The organism is Vulcanococcus limneticus LL (assembly GCF_002252705.1).
GTDB classification, from domain to species: Bacteria; Cyanobacteriota; Cyanobacteriia; order PCC-6307; family Cyanobiaceae; genus Vulcanococcus; species Vulcanococcus limneticus.
Window position 1 is genome coordinate 24,664 of sequence record NZ_NQLA01000027.1, and the last position, 16,397, is coordinate 41,060.

Annotated in this window: 16 protein-coding genes; 8 read left to right on the forward strand and 8 right to left on the reverse strand. The window is 70.5% G+C overall.

What is annotated here, in order from left to right:
* Positions 1 to 15 precede the first annotated feature (15 nt).
* Positions 16 to 708, reverse strand: coding sequence for a TIGR04282 family arsenosugar biosynthesis glycosyltransferase (locus tag CJZ98_RS11335; RefSeq protein WP_094591243.1), 693 nt, complete (start codon positions 706 to 708; stop codon positions 16 to 18).
* On the opposite strand from CJZ98_RS11335, the gene CJZ98_RS11340 reads away from it, so the two are divergent.
* Positions 707 to 1,759, forward strand: coding sequence for a methyltransferase domain-containing protein (locus CJZ98_RS11340; RefSeq protein ID WP_094591244.1), 1,053 nt, complete (start codon positions 707 to 709; stop codon positions 1,757 to 1,759). The two genes, CJZ98_RS11335 and CJZ98_RS11340, sit on opposite strands and share 2 nt — an antisense overlap.
* 7 nt (positions 1,760 to 1,766) lie before the next feature.
* Here CJZ98_RS11340 and CJZ98_RS18840 read toward each other — a convergent pair whose 3' ends face one another.
* Positions 1,767 to 3,164 (reverse strand): TIGR04283 family arsenosugar biosynthesis glycosyltransferase, encoded by a 1,398-nt coding sequence (locus CJZ98_RS18840; protein WP_198537719.1) that lies wholly within the window; start codon positions 3,162 to 3,164, stop codon positions 1,767 to 1,769.
* A 95-nt stretch (positions 3,165 to 3,259) separates the two neighbouring features.
* Between CJZ98_RS18840 and CJZ98_RS11350 the strand changes: the two genes are divergently transcribed.
* Positions 3,260 to 4,561: a glycoside hydrolase family 10 protein gene (locus CJZ98_RS11350; RefSeq protein WP_232756414.1), complete on the forward strand. Its 1,302-nt coding sequence runs from the start codon at positions 3,260 to 3,262 to the stop codon at positions 4,559 to 4,561.
* Here the strand turns inward: CJZ98_RS11350 and CJZ98_RS11355 are convergent.
* Both CJZ98_RS11355 and CJZ98_RS11360 read right to left on the reverse strand, forming a co-directional pair.
* A complete protein-coding gene (locus CJZ98_RS11355) occupies positions 4,538 to 4,963 on the reverse strand; it encodes a FluC/FEX family fluoride channel (RefSeq protein WP_094591245.1) in 426 nt (141 codons plus the stop codon). The genes CJZ98_RS11350 and CJZ98_RS11355 overlap by 24 nt on opposite strands.
* Positions 4,960 to 5,334, reverse strand: a complete 375-nt coding sequence (locus tag CJZ98_RS11360) for a fluoride efflux transporter FluC (RefSeq protein WP_094591246.1) — start codon at positions 5,332 to 5,334, stop codon at positions 4,960 to 4,962. The genes CJZ98_RS11355 and CJZ98_RS11360 overlap by 4 nt, the downstream gene beginning before the upstream one ends.
* A 54-nt stretch (positions 5,335 to 5,388) precedes the next feature.
* On the opposite strand from CJZ98_RS11360, the gene CJZ98_RS11365 reads away from it, so the two are divergent.
* Positions 5,389 to 6,522, forward strand: a complete 1,134-nt coding sequence (locus CJZ98_RS11365) for a DUF389 domain-containing protein (RefSeq protein ID WP_232756415.1) — start codon at positions 5,389 to 5,391, stop codon at positions 6,520 to 6,522.
* Here CJZ98_RS11365 and CJZ98_RS11370 read toward each other — a convergent pair.
* The gene (locus CJZ98_RS11370; RefSeq protein WP_198537720.1) at positions 6,519 to 8,324 is read right to left on the reverse strand and encodes a GGDEF domain-containing phosphodiesterase; all 1,806 of its coding nucleotides are present in this window, start codon (positions 8,322 to 8,324) and stop codon (positions 6,519 to 6,521) included. The two genes, CJZ98_RS11365 and CJZ98_RS11370, sit on opposite strands and share 4 nt — an antisense overlap.
* Positions 8,325 to 8,489: 165 nt before the next feature.
* Here CJZ98_RS11370 and CJZ98_RS11375 point away from each other — a divergent pair, with 165 nt between their 5' ends.
* A complete protein-coding gene (locus CJZ98_RS11375; RefSeq protein ID WP_094591249.1) occupies positions 8,490 to 9,659 on the forward strand; it encodes a YeeE/YedE family protein in 1,170 nt (389 codons plus the stop codon).
* Positions 9,660 to 9,681: 22 nt separating this feature from the next.
* Here the strand turns inward: CJZ98_RS11375 and CJZ98_RS11380 are convergent, their stop codons facing one another.
* Entirely contained in the window at positions 9,682 to 10,380 is a 699-nt protein-coding gene (locus CJZ98_RS11380; RefSeq protein ID WP_094591250.1) for a DUF4079 domain-containing protein, read from the reverse strand.
* A 77-nt stretch (positions 10,381 to 10,457) separates the two neighbouring features.
* Positions 10,458 to 10,700 carry a hypothetical protein gene (locus tag CJZ98_RS11385; protein WP_094591251.1) on the reverse strand — a complete coding sequence of 81 codons (243 nt, stop codon included), beginning with the start codon at positions 10,698 to 10,700 and terminating at the stop codon, positions 10,458 to 10,460.
* A gap of 193 nt (positions 10,701 to 10,893) precedes the next feature.
* Between CJZ98_RS11385 and CJZ98_RS11390 the strand changes: the two genes are divergently transcribed.
* From CJZ98_RS11390 to CJZ98_RS11400, 3 genes are all read left to right on the forward strand, one after another.
* On the forward strand, positions 10,894 to 11,373 hold the full coding sequence (locus CJZ98_RS11390; RefSeq protein ID WP_232756416.1) for a DUF2062 domain-containing protein: 480 nt from the start codon (positions 10,894 to 10,896) through the stop codon (positions 11,371 to 11,373).
* A 108-nt stretch (positions 11,374 to 11,481) separates the two neighbouring features.
* Positions 11,482 to 11,940 carry a PilZ domain-containing protein gene (locus CJZ98_RS11395; RefSeq protein ID WP_094591252.1) on the forward strand — a complete coding sequence of 153 codons (459 nt, stop codon included), beginning with the start codon at positions 11,482 to 11,484 and terminating at the stop codon, positions 11,938 to 11,940.
* A gap of 26 nt (positions 11,941 to 11,966) precedes the next feature.
* A complete protein-coding gene (locus tag CJZ98_RS11400; RefSeq protein WP_157910962.1) occupies positions 11,967 to 12,395 on the forward strand; it encodes a hypothetical protein in 429 nt (142 codons plus the stop codon).
* 102 nt (positions 12,396 to 12,497) lie between these two features.
* On the opposite strand, the gene CJZ98_RS11405 is transcribed toward CJZ98_RS11400, so the two are convergent.
* Positions 12,498 to 13,559, reverse strand: coding sequence for an AraC family transcriptional regulator (locus tag CJZ98_RS11405; RefSeq protein WP_094591254.1), 1,062 nt, complete (start codon positions 13,557 to 13,559; stop codon positions 12,498 to 12,500).
* 364 nt (positions 13,560 to 13,923) lie between these two features.
* Here CJZ98_RS11405 and CJZ98_RS11410 point away from each other — a divergent pair, with 364 nt between their 5' ends.
* A complete protein-coding gene (locus CJZ98_RS11410; RefSeq protein ID WP_094591255.1) occupies positions 13,924 to 16,314 on the forward strand; it encodes a CheR family methyltransferase in 2,391 nt (796 codons plus the stop codon).
* Positions 16,315 to 16,397 lie beyond the last annotated feature (83 nt).

The window sequence follows — 16,397 nt, forward strand, 5'->3', positions numbered from 1 at the left end:
GCAGTGTTCAGCAGGTCAGCGGCTCGCCAGCTGCCGCAGCTCGCCCTGCAGGCTGGCGAGGTCGGCCGGCGTGTCGATGTCCACCAGGGGCTCCTGCTCATGCCAGGAGCAAGCGGCGGTGGCCAGGCGGCGGCGCGTTTCGGCCAGGACCGCCGGCGTACTCCAGGGCATGGCCGCGAACAGGCTGGACTCAAAGCGCCGCAGCCCCAAGAGGGCATAGCCCCCATCCCGCGTCGGCACCAGGGCCGCATCGTGGTGCAGCAGCTGGGCGGCGGCGACCCGCAGCTGGGGCACCCCCAGGGCAGGGCAGTCCATGCCGATCAGCAGCACCGGATCGCCGCCTTCAAGCGCACGGCTGGCGGCCCGCGCCATCCGCTCGCCCAGATCCCCCTCCCCCTGCGCGCTCCAGGCCAGGCCCGGGGGCAGCTGGAGCCGCCGCCAGATGGACAGCTGCAGCGCGGGGGCCACGCACAGCTCCACCGGCCCCAGATCGGCCGCGATGGCGGTGGCCGCCGCCCGCTCCAGCATCGCGGCCGCCAGGGCCGCCGCCCCCTCCGGCCCCAGGGCGGGGATCAGGCGGGTCTTCACCTGGCCGGGTAGCGGTGCCTTCGCCATCAGGATCGTGCGGCACTGCAAGGGCGATCCGGGGGCATGAACCGCCAGGCTGGCATGGGGATCCTTCCGCCCCTGCCCTCCCGTCTCCGCCATGACCAGCCTCACCAGCGCCGTTCAGGAGTACTACGGCTCCACCCTCACGGGCACCGCGGACCTGCGCACCAGCGCCTGCTGCGATGCCACCAGCGTGCCCGAGGCCCTCAGGCCCCTGCTGGCCCGCATTCACCCCGAGGTGCTGTCGCGCTACTACGGCTGCGGCCTGGTGGCACCGCCGTTGCTGCAGGGGGCCCGGGTGCTGGACCTGGGCTCTGGCAGCGGCCGGGATGTGTACCTGCTCGCCCAGCTGGTGGGGGCGAGCGGCGAGGTGGTGGGCGTGGACATGACCGCCGAGCAGCTGGCGGTGGCCGAGCGCCACTGCGCCTTCCACGCCGAGCGCTTCGGCTACGCCAATGTGCGCTTCCTGGAAGGCGCCATCGAGCGGCTGGAGGAGCTGGATCTGGAGCCCGCCAGTTTCGATCTGGTGATCTCCAACTGCGTCGTCAACCTCTCTATTGACAAGCTCGCCGTGTTGCAGGGGGTAAGGCGGCTGTTGAAGCCCGGCGGTGAGTTCTACTTCGCCGATGTCTACGCCGATCGGCGCATTCCCCAGGCGCTGCGCGACGATCCGGTGCTCTACGGCGAATGCCTGAGCGGCGCCCTCTACTGGAACGACTTCCTGCGGCTGGCGCGGCAGGCCGGCTTCGCCGATCCCCGGCTGGTGAGCGACCGGCCCCTGCAGGTCACCGACGCCGATCTGGCCGCCCGCACCGGCACGATCGGCTTCCATTCCGCCACCTACCGGCTGTTCCACATCGACGGCCTGGAGGACGCCTGCGAGGACCACGGCCAGGCGGTGATCTATCGCGGCACGATCCCCGAGCACCCCCACCAGCTGCCCTTCGACAAGCACCACCTGATCGAGACCGGCCGGGTGTTTCCGGTGTGCGGCAACACCTACCGCATGCTCGCCGAAAGCCGCTTTGCGGACCATTTCACGTTCATCGGCGACTTCAGCCGCCACTACGGCCTGTTCGCCGGCTGCGGCGGCTCCCTGCCGTTCGACACCACCACGGCCGAGGCCTCCGCAGGCGGCTCCTGCTGCTGAGCGCTCCTCAGCGGTAGAGGCGCACCAGGACGGTGGCGGGCACCCCGAGCCAGTAGGCGAGCCGCAACCCCCACATCAGCAGGATCGTGCGCCAGACGCCGTGGCGTTCCCAGCGACGCCCGGAGGTCAGCACCGGCGACCGCAGGCAGACGGGTGGGCCCAGGCGTTTCAGCCGGGCAGAGAGGTCGATGTCCTCCATCAGGGGTTGATCCGCAAAGCCACCCACCTGCCCGTAGGCCTCCCGGGTCATGAACAGGGCCTGATCGCCGGTGGCGATGCCGCTGAGCCGGGAGCGCAGATTGATGGCCCAGGCCACCACGGCCAGCAGGCGACGCTCGCTGTCGATGTGCACGTCGAAGCGGCCCCAGCAACGGGGCCCCTGCAGTCCCTGGTGCACCAGCTCCAACCCATTCGCCGGCAGGCGGGTGTCCGCGTGCAGGAACAGGAGGATCTCGCCCCTGGCCCGTGCGGCCCCGGTCCGCAGCTGCCGGCCCCGCCCCCGCGGCGCGGCGACCACCCGCAGGCCAGCCTGCTGCAGCAACGCCACGGTGTCGTCATTGCTGCCGCCATCCACCAGCAGCACCTCGGCGCCACTGGCTTCCAACGCCTTCCAGCTGGCGCCGCACTGCCGCACCGCCTGGGCCTCATTCAGCACCGGGATGATCACGCTGAGGCGCGGTCTGCGGCGGCGACGCACCGCCTGAATCTGGCCCTGGATCTCGGCCTGGAGTGCGGCCAGGTCCGCGGACCAGTCGATGCTGCGGGAGCTGGGGATCTCCAGGCGGCGATCCTCCAGGGCCGCCTCGCGTTCGCCCGCCTGGGCGTGGCGTTCCAGGCAGGCGTCGCGCTCCTGCAGCAACGCCGCGATCACGGGCCGGTAGAAGACCAGGAAGTGGGTGAGCCAGCGGCCCAGGTGGGGATCCAGGCGGCGCGGCTCCGGGGCAGATGCGCCGGCGGACAAACCATCCGGCACCGGGAATGCAAACCTCTCGAGTAGCGGCAGCGTCTCGGCGGCAGGCAGCCAGGCATCCGCCGCCACCCAGCGGTTGAGTGTGAACAGGCCAATCGGCAGGCCCCTGGCATCGAGGCTGATGCCGATCAGGTGGGTGAGCTCCGCCCCTGGGGCCGCCGGCACGAACAGATGCAGGTGGCCGTGTTCGCCGCCATCGCGATGGCAGTGGTAATAGAACTGGGCGCCCGAAGTTGGATCGCGCCCATCGCCCTCGGGGTAGTGGCGCTCCGCCACAACCGTGCCGCCCCCCGTGAGGGCGACGACCACGGAGCCGTGGCGCTCGGTGAGGCGTAGCCAGAGGCGCAGGCTTCGGCAGGCCGCCCGGTAGCGCTGCAGCGCCCGTGGATCGATACCAGAGCCGCTCAGCGTCCTTGAGCTGCAGGAGAGGGACAAGGCTATCGGCCGCAGCGCCCCCGACCCAGCGGCTGGTTGCCAAGTTTGGGACCCATGGCGTTAACGTTCCGCCCCAGCTTGCGGCGGACACAGCCATGGCCCCCAGGGCTCGCCGGATCGCGGTGCTGATGCTCGTGGCGGGCTGGCTGCTGGCGTTGCTCCTGCACGGACCCAGCAGCGTCCGCGCCCAACCGGCGCCAACGCCTGGCGCCTCGGTGCCAGCCCAACCCGCCCCCGCGATCGAGCGCACCGAGCTGCGCGGCGTGTGGCTCACCGCCAACGACATGCCCACCCTGCGGGACCGCGAGCGCATGCAGGCGACCGTGGCCCAGCTGGCCGCGCTCAACTTCAACACCCTCTATGCAGTGGCCTGGAACGGGGGGCATGCCTATTACCCCAGCCCCGTGAGCGAGGGGCGCGGGCTGCAGAGCTTCAGCTACCGCGGCCTGCAGGGCCAGGACGTGCTGGCCGAACTGAGCGAAGCGGCCCACCGGCACGGCCTGCTGCTGATCCCCTGGTTCGAGTTCGGCTTCATGACCCCCCCCGATGGCGAGCTGGCCCGGCGCCATCCCGACTGGCTCACCCGCAAGCAGGACGGCGGCCGCACCTCGATCAGCGCCGCCGGGGAGGTGGCCTGGCTCAATCCCTTCCGGCCGGAGGTGCAGCAGCTGATCACCGACCTGGTGCTTGAGGTGGTGGGCAACTACGACGCCGATGGCATCCAGTTCGACGACCACATGAGCCTGCCGCGGGAGTTCGGCTACGACCCCTTCACCATGGCGCTCTACGCCAAGGAAACCGGCAAGCCGCCACCGGCCAACCCAGCCGATGCCGCCTGGATGAAGTGGCGCACCGAGAGGATCACCGCCTTCATCGGCCGGCTCAGCCAGGCAGTGAAGGCGCGCAGACCCGGAGCGATCGTCTCGGTGTCGCCCAACTATTACGACTTCGCCCTCAAGCTGCAGCTGCAGGACTGGCTGGCCTGGGTGCGGCGCGGTCTGGTGGATGAGCTGCTGATCCAGATCTATCGCCCGGATCTGGAGAGCTTCGTGCCCCAGCTCGACCGGCCGGAGGTTCAGGAGAGCCAGCGCCGCATCCCCACGGCGATCGGAATCATGAGCGGCCAGCGCACCCGGCCGGCGCCGATGGCGCTGATCCAGGGCCAGGTGCAGGCCGCCCGCGAGCGCCAGCTGGGGGTGGCGTTCTTCTACCTCGAAAGCCTCTGGGCCCTCAGCGGCGAGCCCCGCGAGTCGCGCCTGGCCGCCCTGGCCCAGCTGTTCTCCTTGCCCGCCAGGCGCCAGCGGCCACCCTCTGGCCCTGGGCCCGGGTCCCCGGCACCGGGGCGCCCCGCTCCACCCCTGGCTCCGCCCCCGCTACCGCCCCCGCCGGGTCCCTAGACGCCGACCCAGGGCAGAACCCAGCACCACCAGGCCCAGGCCCGCCCCCAGGCTCACCAGCAGCACCGCCAGGGCGGCCGGGGTGGAGCCCCGCCGCAGCGCCTCAGCCAGCTGCAGCATCCAGGAGGAGAAGGTGGTGAGCGAGCCGCAGAAGCCGATGCCGGCCCACAGGTAGAGCCGTTGCGATCCAGGCGGCTGGGCGGTGAGCACGCCGATCAGCAGACAGCCGATCAAGTTGGCCAGCAGGTCCGCGGCCGTGAGGCCCCGCATGCCACCCACGGCCTGGTGGCCGATCAGCTCCAGTTGCCAGCGGAGCAGGGCGCCTGGGATCGCACCGGCGGCCACGAGCACCAGATCGCGCACCTCGCCCCGCAGCAGCGGCTTCCAGGGACCCGGGCTCATGGCTGCTCCCCCAGGGCCAGGCCGGCCGCCATCGCCACCAGCCCCCCAGCCACCGACCCCCCCGCCAGCAAACTCGCCTCGCGCCAGTGGCGAGTCGCCAGGACAGCCCGCAGCTCGGCGATGAAGGTGGAGAAGGTGCTGAAGCTGCCGAGAAAGCCCGTGCCGAGCAGCAACAGCACCCGCTGGCCAGGGCCGCAGCTGCGCTCCAGGCCCACGAGCAGGCCCAGCGCAAAACAGGCAATCACGTTCACCCCGAAGGTGCCCCAGTGCTTGCGGGGCAGCATCGGCTCGAAGTGGTTCACCACCCGGAAGCGAAGCCAGGCCCCGGGTACGGCCCCCAGCGCCACCAGCAGCGGATCGGAACTGGCCATCGGAGCCCGGGCGGAACAGTCCAGGTAGTTTCGATGGCCGCAGCTGAGCCACCCGTGACCGCCAGCGACCACCTCACGGCGCTCAGGGCCGACTTCGAGCAGGACGCGCGCCTGAATGAGGTGTTCCTGGTGCTCAGCGTGGGCGCCAGCCTGATCGCCATCCTCGGCCTTCTGGCCAACAGCACGGCTGTGGTGATCGGCGCCATGGTGGTCGCCCCCTGGATCTCGCCGCTGCGCTCGATGGCCTTCGGCATCCTGGAGGGGCGCTTCGCCCTGGTGGGCCAGGCCCTCGGCACCCTGGCCACCGGCGTCGTGAGCACCACGGCGATCGCGGCCCTGCTGGGCAGCTTCTCCGGCTTCCCGAGCTTCGGCAGTGAAGTGCTCAGCCGCACGGCTCCCAACCTGCTGGATCTGGGCATTGCGCTTGTGGCCGGCGGCATCGCCACCTACGCGCGGGTGCGCAGCGACGCGGTGTCGTCGATTGCCGGCACCGCCATCGCCGTGGCCCTGGTGCCGCCGATGTGTGTGGTGGGGCTACTGCTCTCGGCCGGCCTGTGGGAACCGGCCCTCGGGGCCGCCCTGTTGTTCGCCACCAACCTGCTGGGCATCCTCAGCGGCGGCCTGGTGGTGCTCGCGATCCTGGAGCCATCGCTGCGGTTCCGCTTCTGGCGCAGCCGCGTGGGGCTGGTGAGCCTGCTGCTCACGGCCCTGCTGTTGATTCCCCTGAGCAGCAGTTTCCTGCGGCTGCTGGATCAGGCCCGGCGCGACGCGGCCCTGCAGCTGGTGGAGCGCGCCATCGCCACCAACCTCAAGCGGGAGACGGTGAGCCTGGGACGGGATGCCGACGTGGTGGGTGTGTCCATCGACTGGACGCAGAACCCGCCCCTGATCCGCGCCTCTGCGCGCGTGACCAACCCGCAGCTGCCAACGCCGAAGCAGGTTGCAGCCCTTCAGGACTACATCAACAGCAAGCAGCCGATCAACTTCCGGCTGGTGGTGCAGCGCTTGTCCACCGATGTGGTGGGCCCCGAGACCGATCCCAACCCGCCCCAGGTTCAGGAGAAGCTGCGGAAGGGGAGGCTGAACCCGATTCCCGAACTGCCCCCGCTGCCGGAGCCCGCGGCTGCGCCAAGCGGCGAGCCTGCTCCGGAAGGCGAGGCCAAGCCTGCGGCACCCGCCGGGACCTAGACCAGCCGTTCGCGCCACTGGGCCAGGTAAGCGATCGCATCGGCCTCGGCCAGGGGCCTGGCAAACAGGTAGCCCTGGCCGATGGTGATCCCCTGCTCCAGCAGCCAGCGGCGCTGGGCCTCCGTTTCGATGCCCTCGGCCGTGGTGGAGAGGCCCAGGCCCTGGCTGAGGGAGATCACGGCCTCCAGCAGGGTGTTGCTCGGCCGTTCCGGATCGTTGATGCAGCGCACAAAGCTGCCGTCCACCTTGAGGGAACGGAACGGCAGGGTGTGCAGCCGGCTCAGCCAGGAGTGGCCGGCGCCGAAGTCGTCGAGGGCGATTGTGATGCCGCGCTCCGCCAGCTCCAGCAGGAACTGGGCCAGGGGACCCTGGCCGTTGGAATCGCGCAGGTCGTCCTCGAGGATCTCGAGCTGCAGGCTCCAGTGCGGCGGCAGGGGATTGGCCGCAAGCACCTCCAGCAACCGCGCCCGCAGGGGCCTCTGCTCCAGCACCTGGGTCGAGATGTTGACGCTCAGCAGCATGGGCCGACCGGGCAGCTGACGGGCCAGAGGCTGGGCAACGGCCAGGCCCTTGGCGATCATCTGCAGGTCCAGTTCCGCCGCCAGGCCGGCGCGGTAGGCCAGGGGCACAAACCGATCCGGTGGGATCCAGGCGCCACTGGCCAGCTGCCAGCGGGCCAGGCATTCGAAGCCGATCGGGGCGCCACTGGCCAGATCCACCAGGGGCTGCACGTAGGGGAGCAGCTGCCGCTCATGCAGCACCAGCCGGAGCTGCTCCTCCAGGGCCACCTCCGCTTCGGCCCGGGCCCGGATCACCGGATCCACAAAGCAGTGGTTGTTGCCGTTGCCCGCGCGGGCGATCCCCAGGGCGATGCTGGCATCGGCGAGGAGGGCCGCAGCCGACAGGGGACGATCCGCGCCGGAGGGTGCGATGCCGATGGCGATGCCCACTGAGATGGTCTGCTCCCCCACGACAAGGGGCGCGTCGAGGGCGACGATCAGCCGATCGGCCACCGCGGCGATCCCCTCGCCCTGGTCCGGGCCCGACAGCAGCACCAGCAGCTGCGAGTCGCCGTAGCGGGCCGCCAGGGCGCCGGCGGGGAGGGCCGCTATCAGCCGCTCCACAAAGGCCTCCACCACCCGTTCAGCCAGGCGATCGCCGTGGATCGCGGCGATGCGACCCAGCTTGCGCAGGTGGCAGCGCAACAGGGCCAGGTGGGGGGGCTGCGGCTGGCCCAGCCTGGCCTCCAGCTGGACGTGGAAGGCCTCCAGATCCAGGAGCGGCGACCCGGATCGCCTGGGGTGCACCAGGGCGACGGGCAGGGAGCGGCAGCTGCCCCGTACCCACTCGTGCTCAAACAGCCGGGCCGTTTGGCGAGCCAGGCGCTGCAGGGCATCGACCTGCTGGGCCCTCAGCTGGCGGGGCTGGGGATCCAGGGCCCAGAGGCTCCCGGCGGTGTGGCCGCTGGAGAGCAGCAGCGGGAAGCCGGCCACGAAGCGTGCCTGGGGGGCGGCCGTGCTGATCGCGCGCTGGCGCAGCGGTCCCTCAGCCTGGAGATCCCCCAGGATCAGCGGTTCGGTGCCGGGGTCGCTGTCGAGCCAGAGAGGGCCGAGGTCAGCGGGAATGCCGGGGCAACCAGCCGCGGCGTGGAACAGGGGATGGCGATCCGCCACCAGCTGAATCAGGCCGATGGAGGTCTCCGCCAGGGCGCGCGCCAGCACCGCCACATCCCCGAAATCCTGAAGTCGGTCGTCAACGGCGAGCCGGCCGGAGGCGGGCATCGGATCTGGTGCGATCACCATGGGCAAGTCATCCACCTGATTCTGAGAATTTAATTGCTGGCGATCAGCCCAACAGAGGTGGATGTAGCCCCACACACATTCTTGGTCTGCTGCATGCTGCTGTGGATTGATTGGTAGAAGGTGAGCCCATCCCCTGACGTACATTCCTCTAAACTTGCACCAGAGATGGCCCAAGCCCAGCCCCTGCTTGCCGGCGCCCGTCCCACCCCCCAGAGCCGTCTGCTGGTGATGCTGTTGGCCCTGGTGGCCGCCCTGGTGGTGGGCGTGGTGGGTTACGGCTGGCGCCAGAGCGCCCTGGCGCTGGTTGGGGTTCTGTTCGGCATCAGCCTTTACCACGCCAGTTTTGGCTTTGCCTCCTCCTACCGGCAGCTGCTGCTGCGTGGCGATGGCCGCGGGGTGCTCGCCCAGGTGCTCATGCTCAGCGTGGCCACCCTGCTGTTCGCTCCGCTGCTGATCGCCGGCGTGGGGCGGGGCGCCGTGGCGCCGTTGGCGTTGCAGGCGGTGATCGGCGCCTTCCTGTTCGGGATCGGCATGCAGCTGGGCAGCGGCTGCGCCTGCGGCACCCTCTACACGATCGGAGGGGGCAGCGCCATGATGGTGCTCACCCTGGTGAGCTTCTCGGGCGGCTCCTTCGCCGCGAGCCTCAGCACCGAAGCCTGGGCCGTCCTACCTCGGCTCGACCCCGTCTCGCTCCTGCAGCGCTGGGGCTGGGCGGGTGCCGGCCTGCAGCTGCTGGTGCTCGCCATCCTGGCCCTGGCGCTCTGGCGCTGGCAGCGTCCCCGGCTGGCGGAGGAGGGCTTCTGGCCGCGCACCCCGGGTTGGCGCAACCTGGCACTGGGCCCCTGGTCGCTGGTGGGAGGGGCGGTATCGCTGGCCCTGCTCAACGCCCTCACCGTGGTGCTGGCAGGGCGGCCCTGGGGCGTCACCCGGGGCTTCACGCTCTGGGCCGCCAAACTGGCCACCCTGCTGGGCTGGAACCCCGATACCAGCCCGATCTGGAGCCAGGGCCCCTTCGCCACAGCCCTGCAGGCCAGCCTGTTCGCCGACGTCACCTCGGTGATGAACCTGGGCATCGTGCTGGGTTCGGCCACGGCGGCGGCCCTGGCGGGACGGCTGAGCGTGCGCACGCCACCGTCGGCGGCGGCCTGGCTGGCGGCCCTGCTGGGCGGCCTGATGATGGGATACGGCGCCTGGCTGGCCTTCGGCTGCAACGTGGGCGCCTACTTCAGCGGGATCGCCTCCACCAGCCTGCACGGCTGGCTGTGGATTGCCTTTGCCCTGCTGGGCACGGCCGTGGGGGTGCGGCTGCGCCCCTGGTTCGGCCTGCCCAGCTGAAGGCGACACGGCCGCCCACCACTCAGGGCTGGCTCGCCGGGCACTGTTGGGTCTCGAAGTTGCAGCTGTAGATGGCCGGCTTCTGCCAGTTCAGCGGAATCTCCAGCAGATCCCGCGGGCCGCTGATGCCCTGGGCCAGAAACACCACGGCAGCAAGCACGTTGGCGCTCACGTGCAGGCGACGCCAGCGCAGGCTGCGGTAGATCTCGGGCTTGGAGGCCAGCGACAACAGGAGCAGGCCGCACAGGCCAATGCCTCCCCAGAAGTGCGACTGCCAGAAGGCCAGCTGGAAGGGGTTGTCGCTGAGGCGGTAGACCTCGCCCTGCAGGCCCAGGCCGATCAGCCCCGCCCAGGTGAGCAGGGCGAAGCTGGCCCGGTACACCGAGTCCCGGGCCCGCCACAGGGCGGCGAAGGCGGCCGTGGTGCCCACTACCACCAGGCTCAGCAGCCCCAGCCGGCTGGGTCCGCCGGCAAACTCTGCCAGGGGCTTGCTGGTGGCGATAACCACCACCAGGGCCACGAGCACCCCGAGCACCACCGCGCCGCTGAGAAGCCGGCCCAGGTCTGCATGGTCGCGGCCCACGGTGGCCGGATCCTTGCTGTGCTCGAGGCGGCGACGCCGGGTCTGGAGTGCCAGGCGCAGCACCTGGCCGAGCAGGGGGTAGATCACCACCACGGCCAGAACCGGGTGCAGCAACCAGAGCCAGTCAACGGTCTGCATGGCGGGAGCGGCAGAGAAGGGAACGAAATGGACAGGAGTAGTGGGCGTCTGCCATCAACAGGCGAGCAAGCCGACGCTCAGTGGCCGCCGTGGGCACCGCAGCCACCGGCCGGGCTGGAGGCGCCGCAACCACCGGCCTCCGAAGCGGAAGCGGCGGGCTTGGCGGGAGCCGCCTTGGGCTTGTTGCCCTTGGCGGCCGGGGTGGTGGCCTTGCCGGAGCTACCGCCGGTGCTCTGGGCCAGGGCTGGAGCCACCACGGCGGCGCTGCTGATCACAGCGGCGGCCAGGCCACGGGCCAGCCGGTCGGACAGGGAAGGCATGGAACCGAGCCAACGAGAGGAGACGGAACGACACGGGCCAGGGCGAGGACCAAGGCCGTGCACTGCGATCAAGAATGACGCGCACGGCGCCGCTTCGGTGCAGCGCTGATGACATGCCCCGGCCTGTGGCCTGGCCCACCGCCAATCGCCGGCCAGGTCTGCCAAGCTTCTGCCTCTGATCCGAAACGCACCCGTGGCGCGCCGCCATCCCCCGCTGCAGCGCATCCGGCGCATCCTGGAGTGGCTCTGGCAGCAGGAGGGCAGTGCCTCCCAGCGGGCCCGCGGGCTGGCGGTGGGGGTGTTCAGCGGCTGCTTCCCCTTCTTCGGGCTGCAGATCGTGATCGGCGTGGCCCTGGCCAGCGTGGTGCGCGGCAACCATCTGCTGGCGGCTGCGGGCACCTGGATCAGCAACCCCTTCACCTCCCTGCCGCTCTACTGGTTCAACTACCAGCTGGGGATCCTCCTGCTGGGCCCCGGCCCCAGTTTTCCCGAGCTGGACATGCTGCTCAGCGAGCGGTTCTGGCACCTGGGCTGGGGCTTCGCCAGCCGGCTGTTGCTGGGCTCCACCGTGGTGGGGCTGATCTGCGCCAGCCTGGCCGGGCTGCTCTACTGGCGCTGGCTGCACCGTCAGCCGGCGGCCCTGGGACCTGCGGCGCGCCGACCGAGGCGCTGACCCACGGCGCCAAACCCATGGCCCCACAGGCTCCCTGGGCTTGACTGGGGGGTCAGCTTGAACAACCCTCCGGGGATTGACGGGACACGGGTGGACTCGATCGGGCGGATGAGCGACACCATTGGCGCCCTCATCAGGGCCATCGGGGCCCTGGGCCGCTGGATCGCGGGACTGATCGGCTGGGGCGCTCCGGCCCGCCAGGCCACGGCCAAGCTGGGCGCCTCGGGCCGCACCCAGCGCAAGCCCCGCGGCACCGTGCTGGTGAATCCGCCGGCTGGCGAGCTCACCGACCACAAGGGCGGGCTCTGGCGAGCGGTCCTCTGGGATGTGAGTGAGTCGGGCATCTGCGTGGCGATCCGCGGTCGCCAGCCCCAACTGCAACGCGGCGCGGCGATGAGCCTGCGGCTGCACGATCCGGTGACGGCGATCACGCGCCGCTTCCGCATGGAGCTGATGTGGACCAAGACCGAGGGCCAGGACATCTACCTGGGCCTCAAGCTGCGCAAGGGCTCGGCGCCGATCCGCGGCAGCTTCCTGCAGCGCTATCTGCCCCATGGGGGCTCGTAGGGTCAGACCAGCCCCCCACAGGATTGATGGCTGACGGGAAACAGGCAGCAGACCCCCAGCCCACGCCGGGGGCGGCCCCGACTCCGCGCCGGGAGCAGCGCACCGTGATGCCCTTCCCCTCCGGCGCCATCCGCGTGGAGATCAGTCCCCCAAACGGTGACGCGATCCTGCACGGCAACCTCTGGGACCTGAGCCACGACGGCTGCTGCGTTGTGGTGGACGGCCTTGCCGACGAGCTGGTCCACAGCAACTGCGGGCTTACGATCAAGGATCCCGTATCAGGCTCCACGCTGGAGGCCCTGGCCCTGCTGGAGTGGTGCGACGACACGATCACGAACTGCTTCTGCGGCTTCCGCTTCGTGATGCCCGAGCAGCTCCCCAGCGGCAGCTTCCTCGATGACTACCTGCCGAAGCAGTCCATCCAGCCCCCTGAGGAACCGCTGCCTTCGCCCTGACGGCATCGGGCTCCATTCCCGCTCTTGGGTGGCGCAATCCGCATGGCCACGGCATCACGATCACGGCCCGGCTGGATCACCACCCTTGGCCGGCCGCCGTAGTCACCAGGTTTCCGGGGGCAGGCCGGCGCGGGCCTCCCGCAGCAGGTGGGAGGGCTTGACGTGGAAGCGCTGCTGAAAATCCACGCTGAACAGGCTCATCGAGCGGTAGCCGCAGGAGGCGGCGATACTGGCCACGCTGTCGCCCGGCTGGGGCTGCTGCAGGCGCTGGCGGGCCAGATCGAGCCGCTGGTTGCGGATCCACTGGGTGGCGGTGCAGCCCAGCCGTTTCTGAAAGGCATATTGCAGGGCGCGCCGGGAGTAGAAGCTGTGGGCCTGCAGGATCGAGAGATCCAGGGCCTGATCCAGGTTGGCGTTGATGAAGGCCACCAGCTCATCGAAGGCATCAAGGCCCTGATCGGAGCGGCGTCTGAGCCGATCGAGGGGACTGTCGAGCCGGAGTTCCGGCAGCACCATCGCCGCCATCACCCGGTAGATCTGCTCATCGAGCTGCATGCGCTCCACCAGCAGCTGGCTGTAGACGCTGAGCCGCTCGGCCCGTTCCACCACGTCCCGCAGCATCTCCTGCAGCGGTGCCACGGCCGGATCCGCCGGCAGCCAGGCCTGGCTCAGTTCCACCTGGTCGGCCCAGCCCTCCGGGCTCTGCACCAACCCTCCCATCTGCAGGGCCGTCTGCATCAACCGCTCCGGCTCCAGCTGCAGCGCCACCGTGCTCAGCAGGGAGCTCTCGCAGCTGGCGGCATCGCCCGAGAGAATCAGGCACCCATTGGCCAGGCATTCCACTTCGCCAGCGGACTGCTGGAAGGTCTGCTCGCCGGCGTAGCCGAGGATCAGGGTGAGGGTGTGATGCTTGGCGATCCAGAGGCGGGCGGGCGGCAGGATGCCCGCGCTCACAGCGATGCTGCCCAGGCGGCTGTGGTGGCCGTAGTGCCACCAGGGCTCCTGGGGACACGCGGGCACCAGCCGACGCAGCGGCAGCACCTGGCTGATCAGCGCCATGCTCTGCTGCGGGTCGTCGATCAGCTGCAGCCGCCGCCGGAAGGGGTTGTCAAGCTCCGCGGCCTGGGGATGGGCTTCAACGCAGGCTTGGCTGGCCTCTGACATCACCGGGGCGAGCGGTCTGGGAAGGGGGAGGCCGCCGGCAGTTCAACCCTACGTGCGATCTTCTCTTGCAGCTACGGCCGACGGGCAACCCCTCCGGGCCCTGGCGAAGCTCAGATGGCGGGCAGTGATGGAGAGCAGCCCCCAAACTCACTAGCGTGGTGCAGGGCTGGCCATCGAGGGGCGCGTGACACGACGACCGACCCGTAGGCGCGAGACAGCCGACGACCAACCGGGCAGTTCCCCAGCGGCAGCCCCCGAAGCGGCAGCCACTGAAACAACAGCCCCTGAAGCAGAACCCACCCCAGACGAACCCGACCAGGCCCCGGCTATCGCCGTCGCGCTGCGCCACCTGCTCTCACCCGGCGTGGATCTGGGCCTCGCCGACGCACGCCTGCGGGTGTGGATGCCTGGCTGTGGCGACGGCCTCGCGGTGTATGGCCTGGCAATGCAGCTCGCCGAACTGCTGGGCCATCCCGCCGATCTGGTGGACCGGTTGCGGATCTTCGCCACCGACCCGCTGGAAGACAACCTGGCCCGCGGCCGCCGCGCCACCTATCCGGCGGCGGAAGCCACCGCACTCCCGGCTGACGGGCGCCGGCGCTACGGCAGCGAGCGGCAGCAGCACCTCGTGATCGATGATCCCCTGCGCCGCTGCGTTGTGTTCGCGCGCCATGCCATGGGGGAGGATCCCTCCTTCCCAGACCTGGATCTGATCGTCTGCCTCAGCCGACTGGACGGCCTGGCGGAACCCCTGCGGGAACGGGTGCTGGGCCAGTTCCGCTTCAGCCTGCAGCGCGGCGGCGTGTTGGTGCTGACCCCAGGCGATGGCGATGGCGAACCGCCGCGCGGCTTCCACGCCGTTGCGGGCAGTGCGCAGACCTACCAAACGGCCCACCTCGGCGCTGGTCGCACACCCCGCCCCGGGGCCCCCGCAGCCAGTGCGCAGCCGGAGCCGGCCATGGCCCTGTCGCTCGGGCGCACCTCCGTGGCACCGTTCCGCGGGCTGGCGCCCCTGGCGGCGCGGCCGCCGGCAAGCCAGGGCGCCCTCGAACCTTCGGCGCTGCAACTGGAGCTACTGGAGGCCCTGGTGCGGCTGGTGGGCCCACCGTCCCTGGTGGTGGGGGAGCAGCACGAGCTGGTGCAGGTCATCGGCGATGTGACCCCTTACTGCCGCCTGCCCGAGGGGACAGCCACCGCCGCCGCCTACGCCTACCTCCACCCCGACCTGCAACCGCTGGCCCGTTCCCTGCTGCTCCAGGCCCGCGCCCGCGGACAGGCGGTGAGCAGTGAGGCTGCCAGCGGCACCCCCGACCTGCGCCTGTGTGCGCAACCCTTGCCCGTGGGCGGGCGCCAGTGGCTGCTGCTCAGCTTCCAGCGCGATGCCAGCGGGGCTGCCACCCCCTTCAGTCCACCAGCCACAGACGGCGCCGAGATCGAGCGACTGGAGCGGCAGCTGCTCGCCAGCCAGGACAGCCTGCGCCGCTCCCTGCTGCAGCTGGAGCAGGCCCATGGAGAGCTGCAGGCCTATGCGGAGGAGATCCAGGCCTCCACCGAGGAACTGCAGTGCTCCAATGAGGAACTGGAGGCCTCCAACGAACAGCTGCGGGATGCCAACGGCGAGCTCGACAGCCTCAACGAGCATCTGCGCGGCCGCAGCGAGGAGCTGGAGCGGCTCAACACCGATCTACGCGGCATCCTCCACTCCCTCAATCAGGGGATGGTGATCGTGGATGCCGATCTGCGGGTGCTGCGCTACTCGCCCCTGGCGGTGCTGCTGTTCGGCCTGATCGAAGCGGACATCGGCAAGCCGCTGCTGGATCTGCCCACGCGCCTGCCGCTGCCTGGACTACGCGAGGCACTGCAGGCGGTGGTAGCCGGAGCGGAGCGGCGCAGCCTGGAGGCCAGTGGCGACGACGTGACCTATCTGGTGCAGGTGCAGTGCCATCGGTACAGCGACGGCAGACGCCAGGGGGCCATCGTGACCCTGACCGACGTGAGCGAGCTGGCGGCCCTGCACTGGGCAGCGGAGGCCTCGCTGGCTGAATTCAGCGGCCTCACCGACACCCTGGAGGAAGGGGTATGGAAGCGCGACCACAGCCTCGGGCGCTTGCTCTACGTGAGCCAGCGCATGGCCGCGATCACGGGCTGGGCAGCGCTGGAGCTGTGCAACCACCCCGAGCTGCTGGATGCGGCGATCCTCGAACCCGACCGTGGGCGCGTGGCCGCCGCCCGGCGGGTCGGACAGGGAAGATGGTCGGTGCGCTATCGGCTGCGCGGGCGCAACGGCCGCCAGCTCTGGGTGCAGGAATCGGCCCGGGTGGTGGAACAGGACGGCGAGCTGGTGGTGATGGGGACCCTGGCGGATGTGACGGAGCTGGAGCAACTTGGCCGCAGCAACGCCGACCTGGCCGGACGCCTGGGGGCTCTGCTGACGAACCCGGGCCTGGCCGTGGCCTTCCTGGATGGGGACCTGCGGCTGGTAACCGCCAGTAGCGCCTTCTGCACGCTGGTTGGCACAGACCTGCGAGCGCTGGTCGGCAAGACCTACGCCGACTTCACTTCGGCGGCGGAAGAGCTGCGGATGCGGGCCAGCCTCGCTGCCCCGCCCCCATCGCCACCCGCCGCTTGGAGCGAGCGGCTCCAGGTGCAGCTGCACCCCCAGCAGGGCCCGTCCCGCCCCGTGGACCTGCAGCTGCGCTCCTATCGCGGCCACGACGGCACCATGGGTTTCGCGTTGCTGATGCAGCCCCGCTGACGGGCCTGACAGGCTTCTGCCCTGCCATGGCAATTTGTATAGCAGCCAGGCGCAATGGTGCATCGGAAGTGCGCGATTGGCTG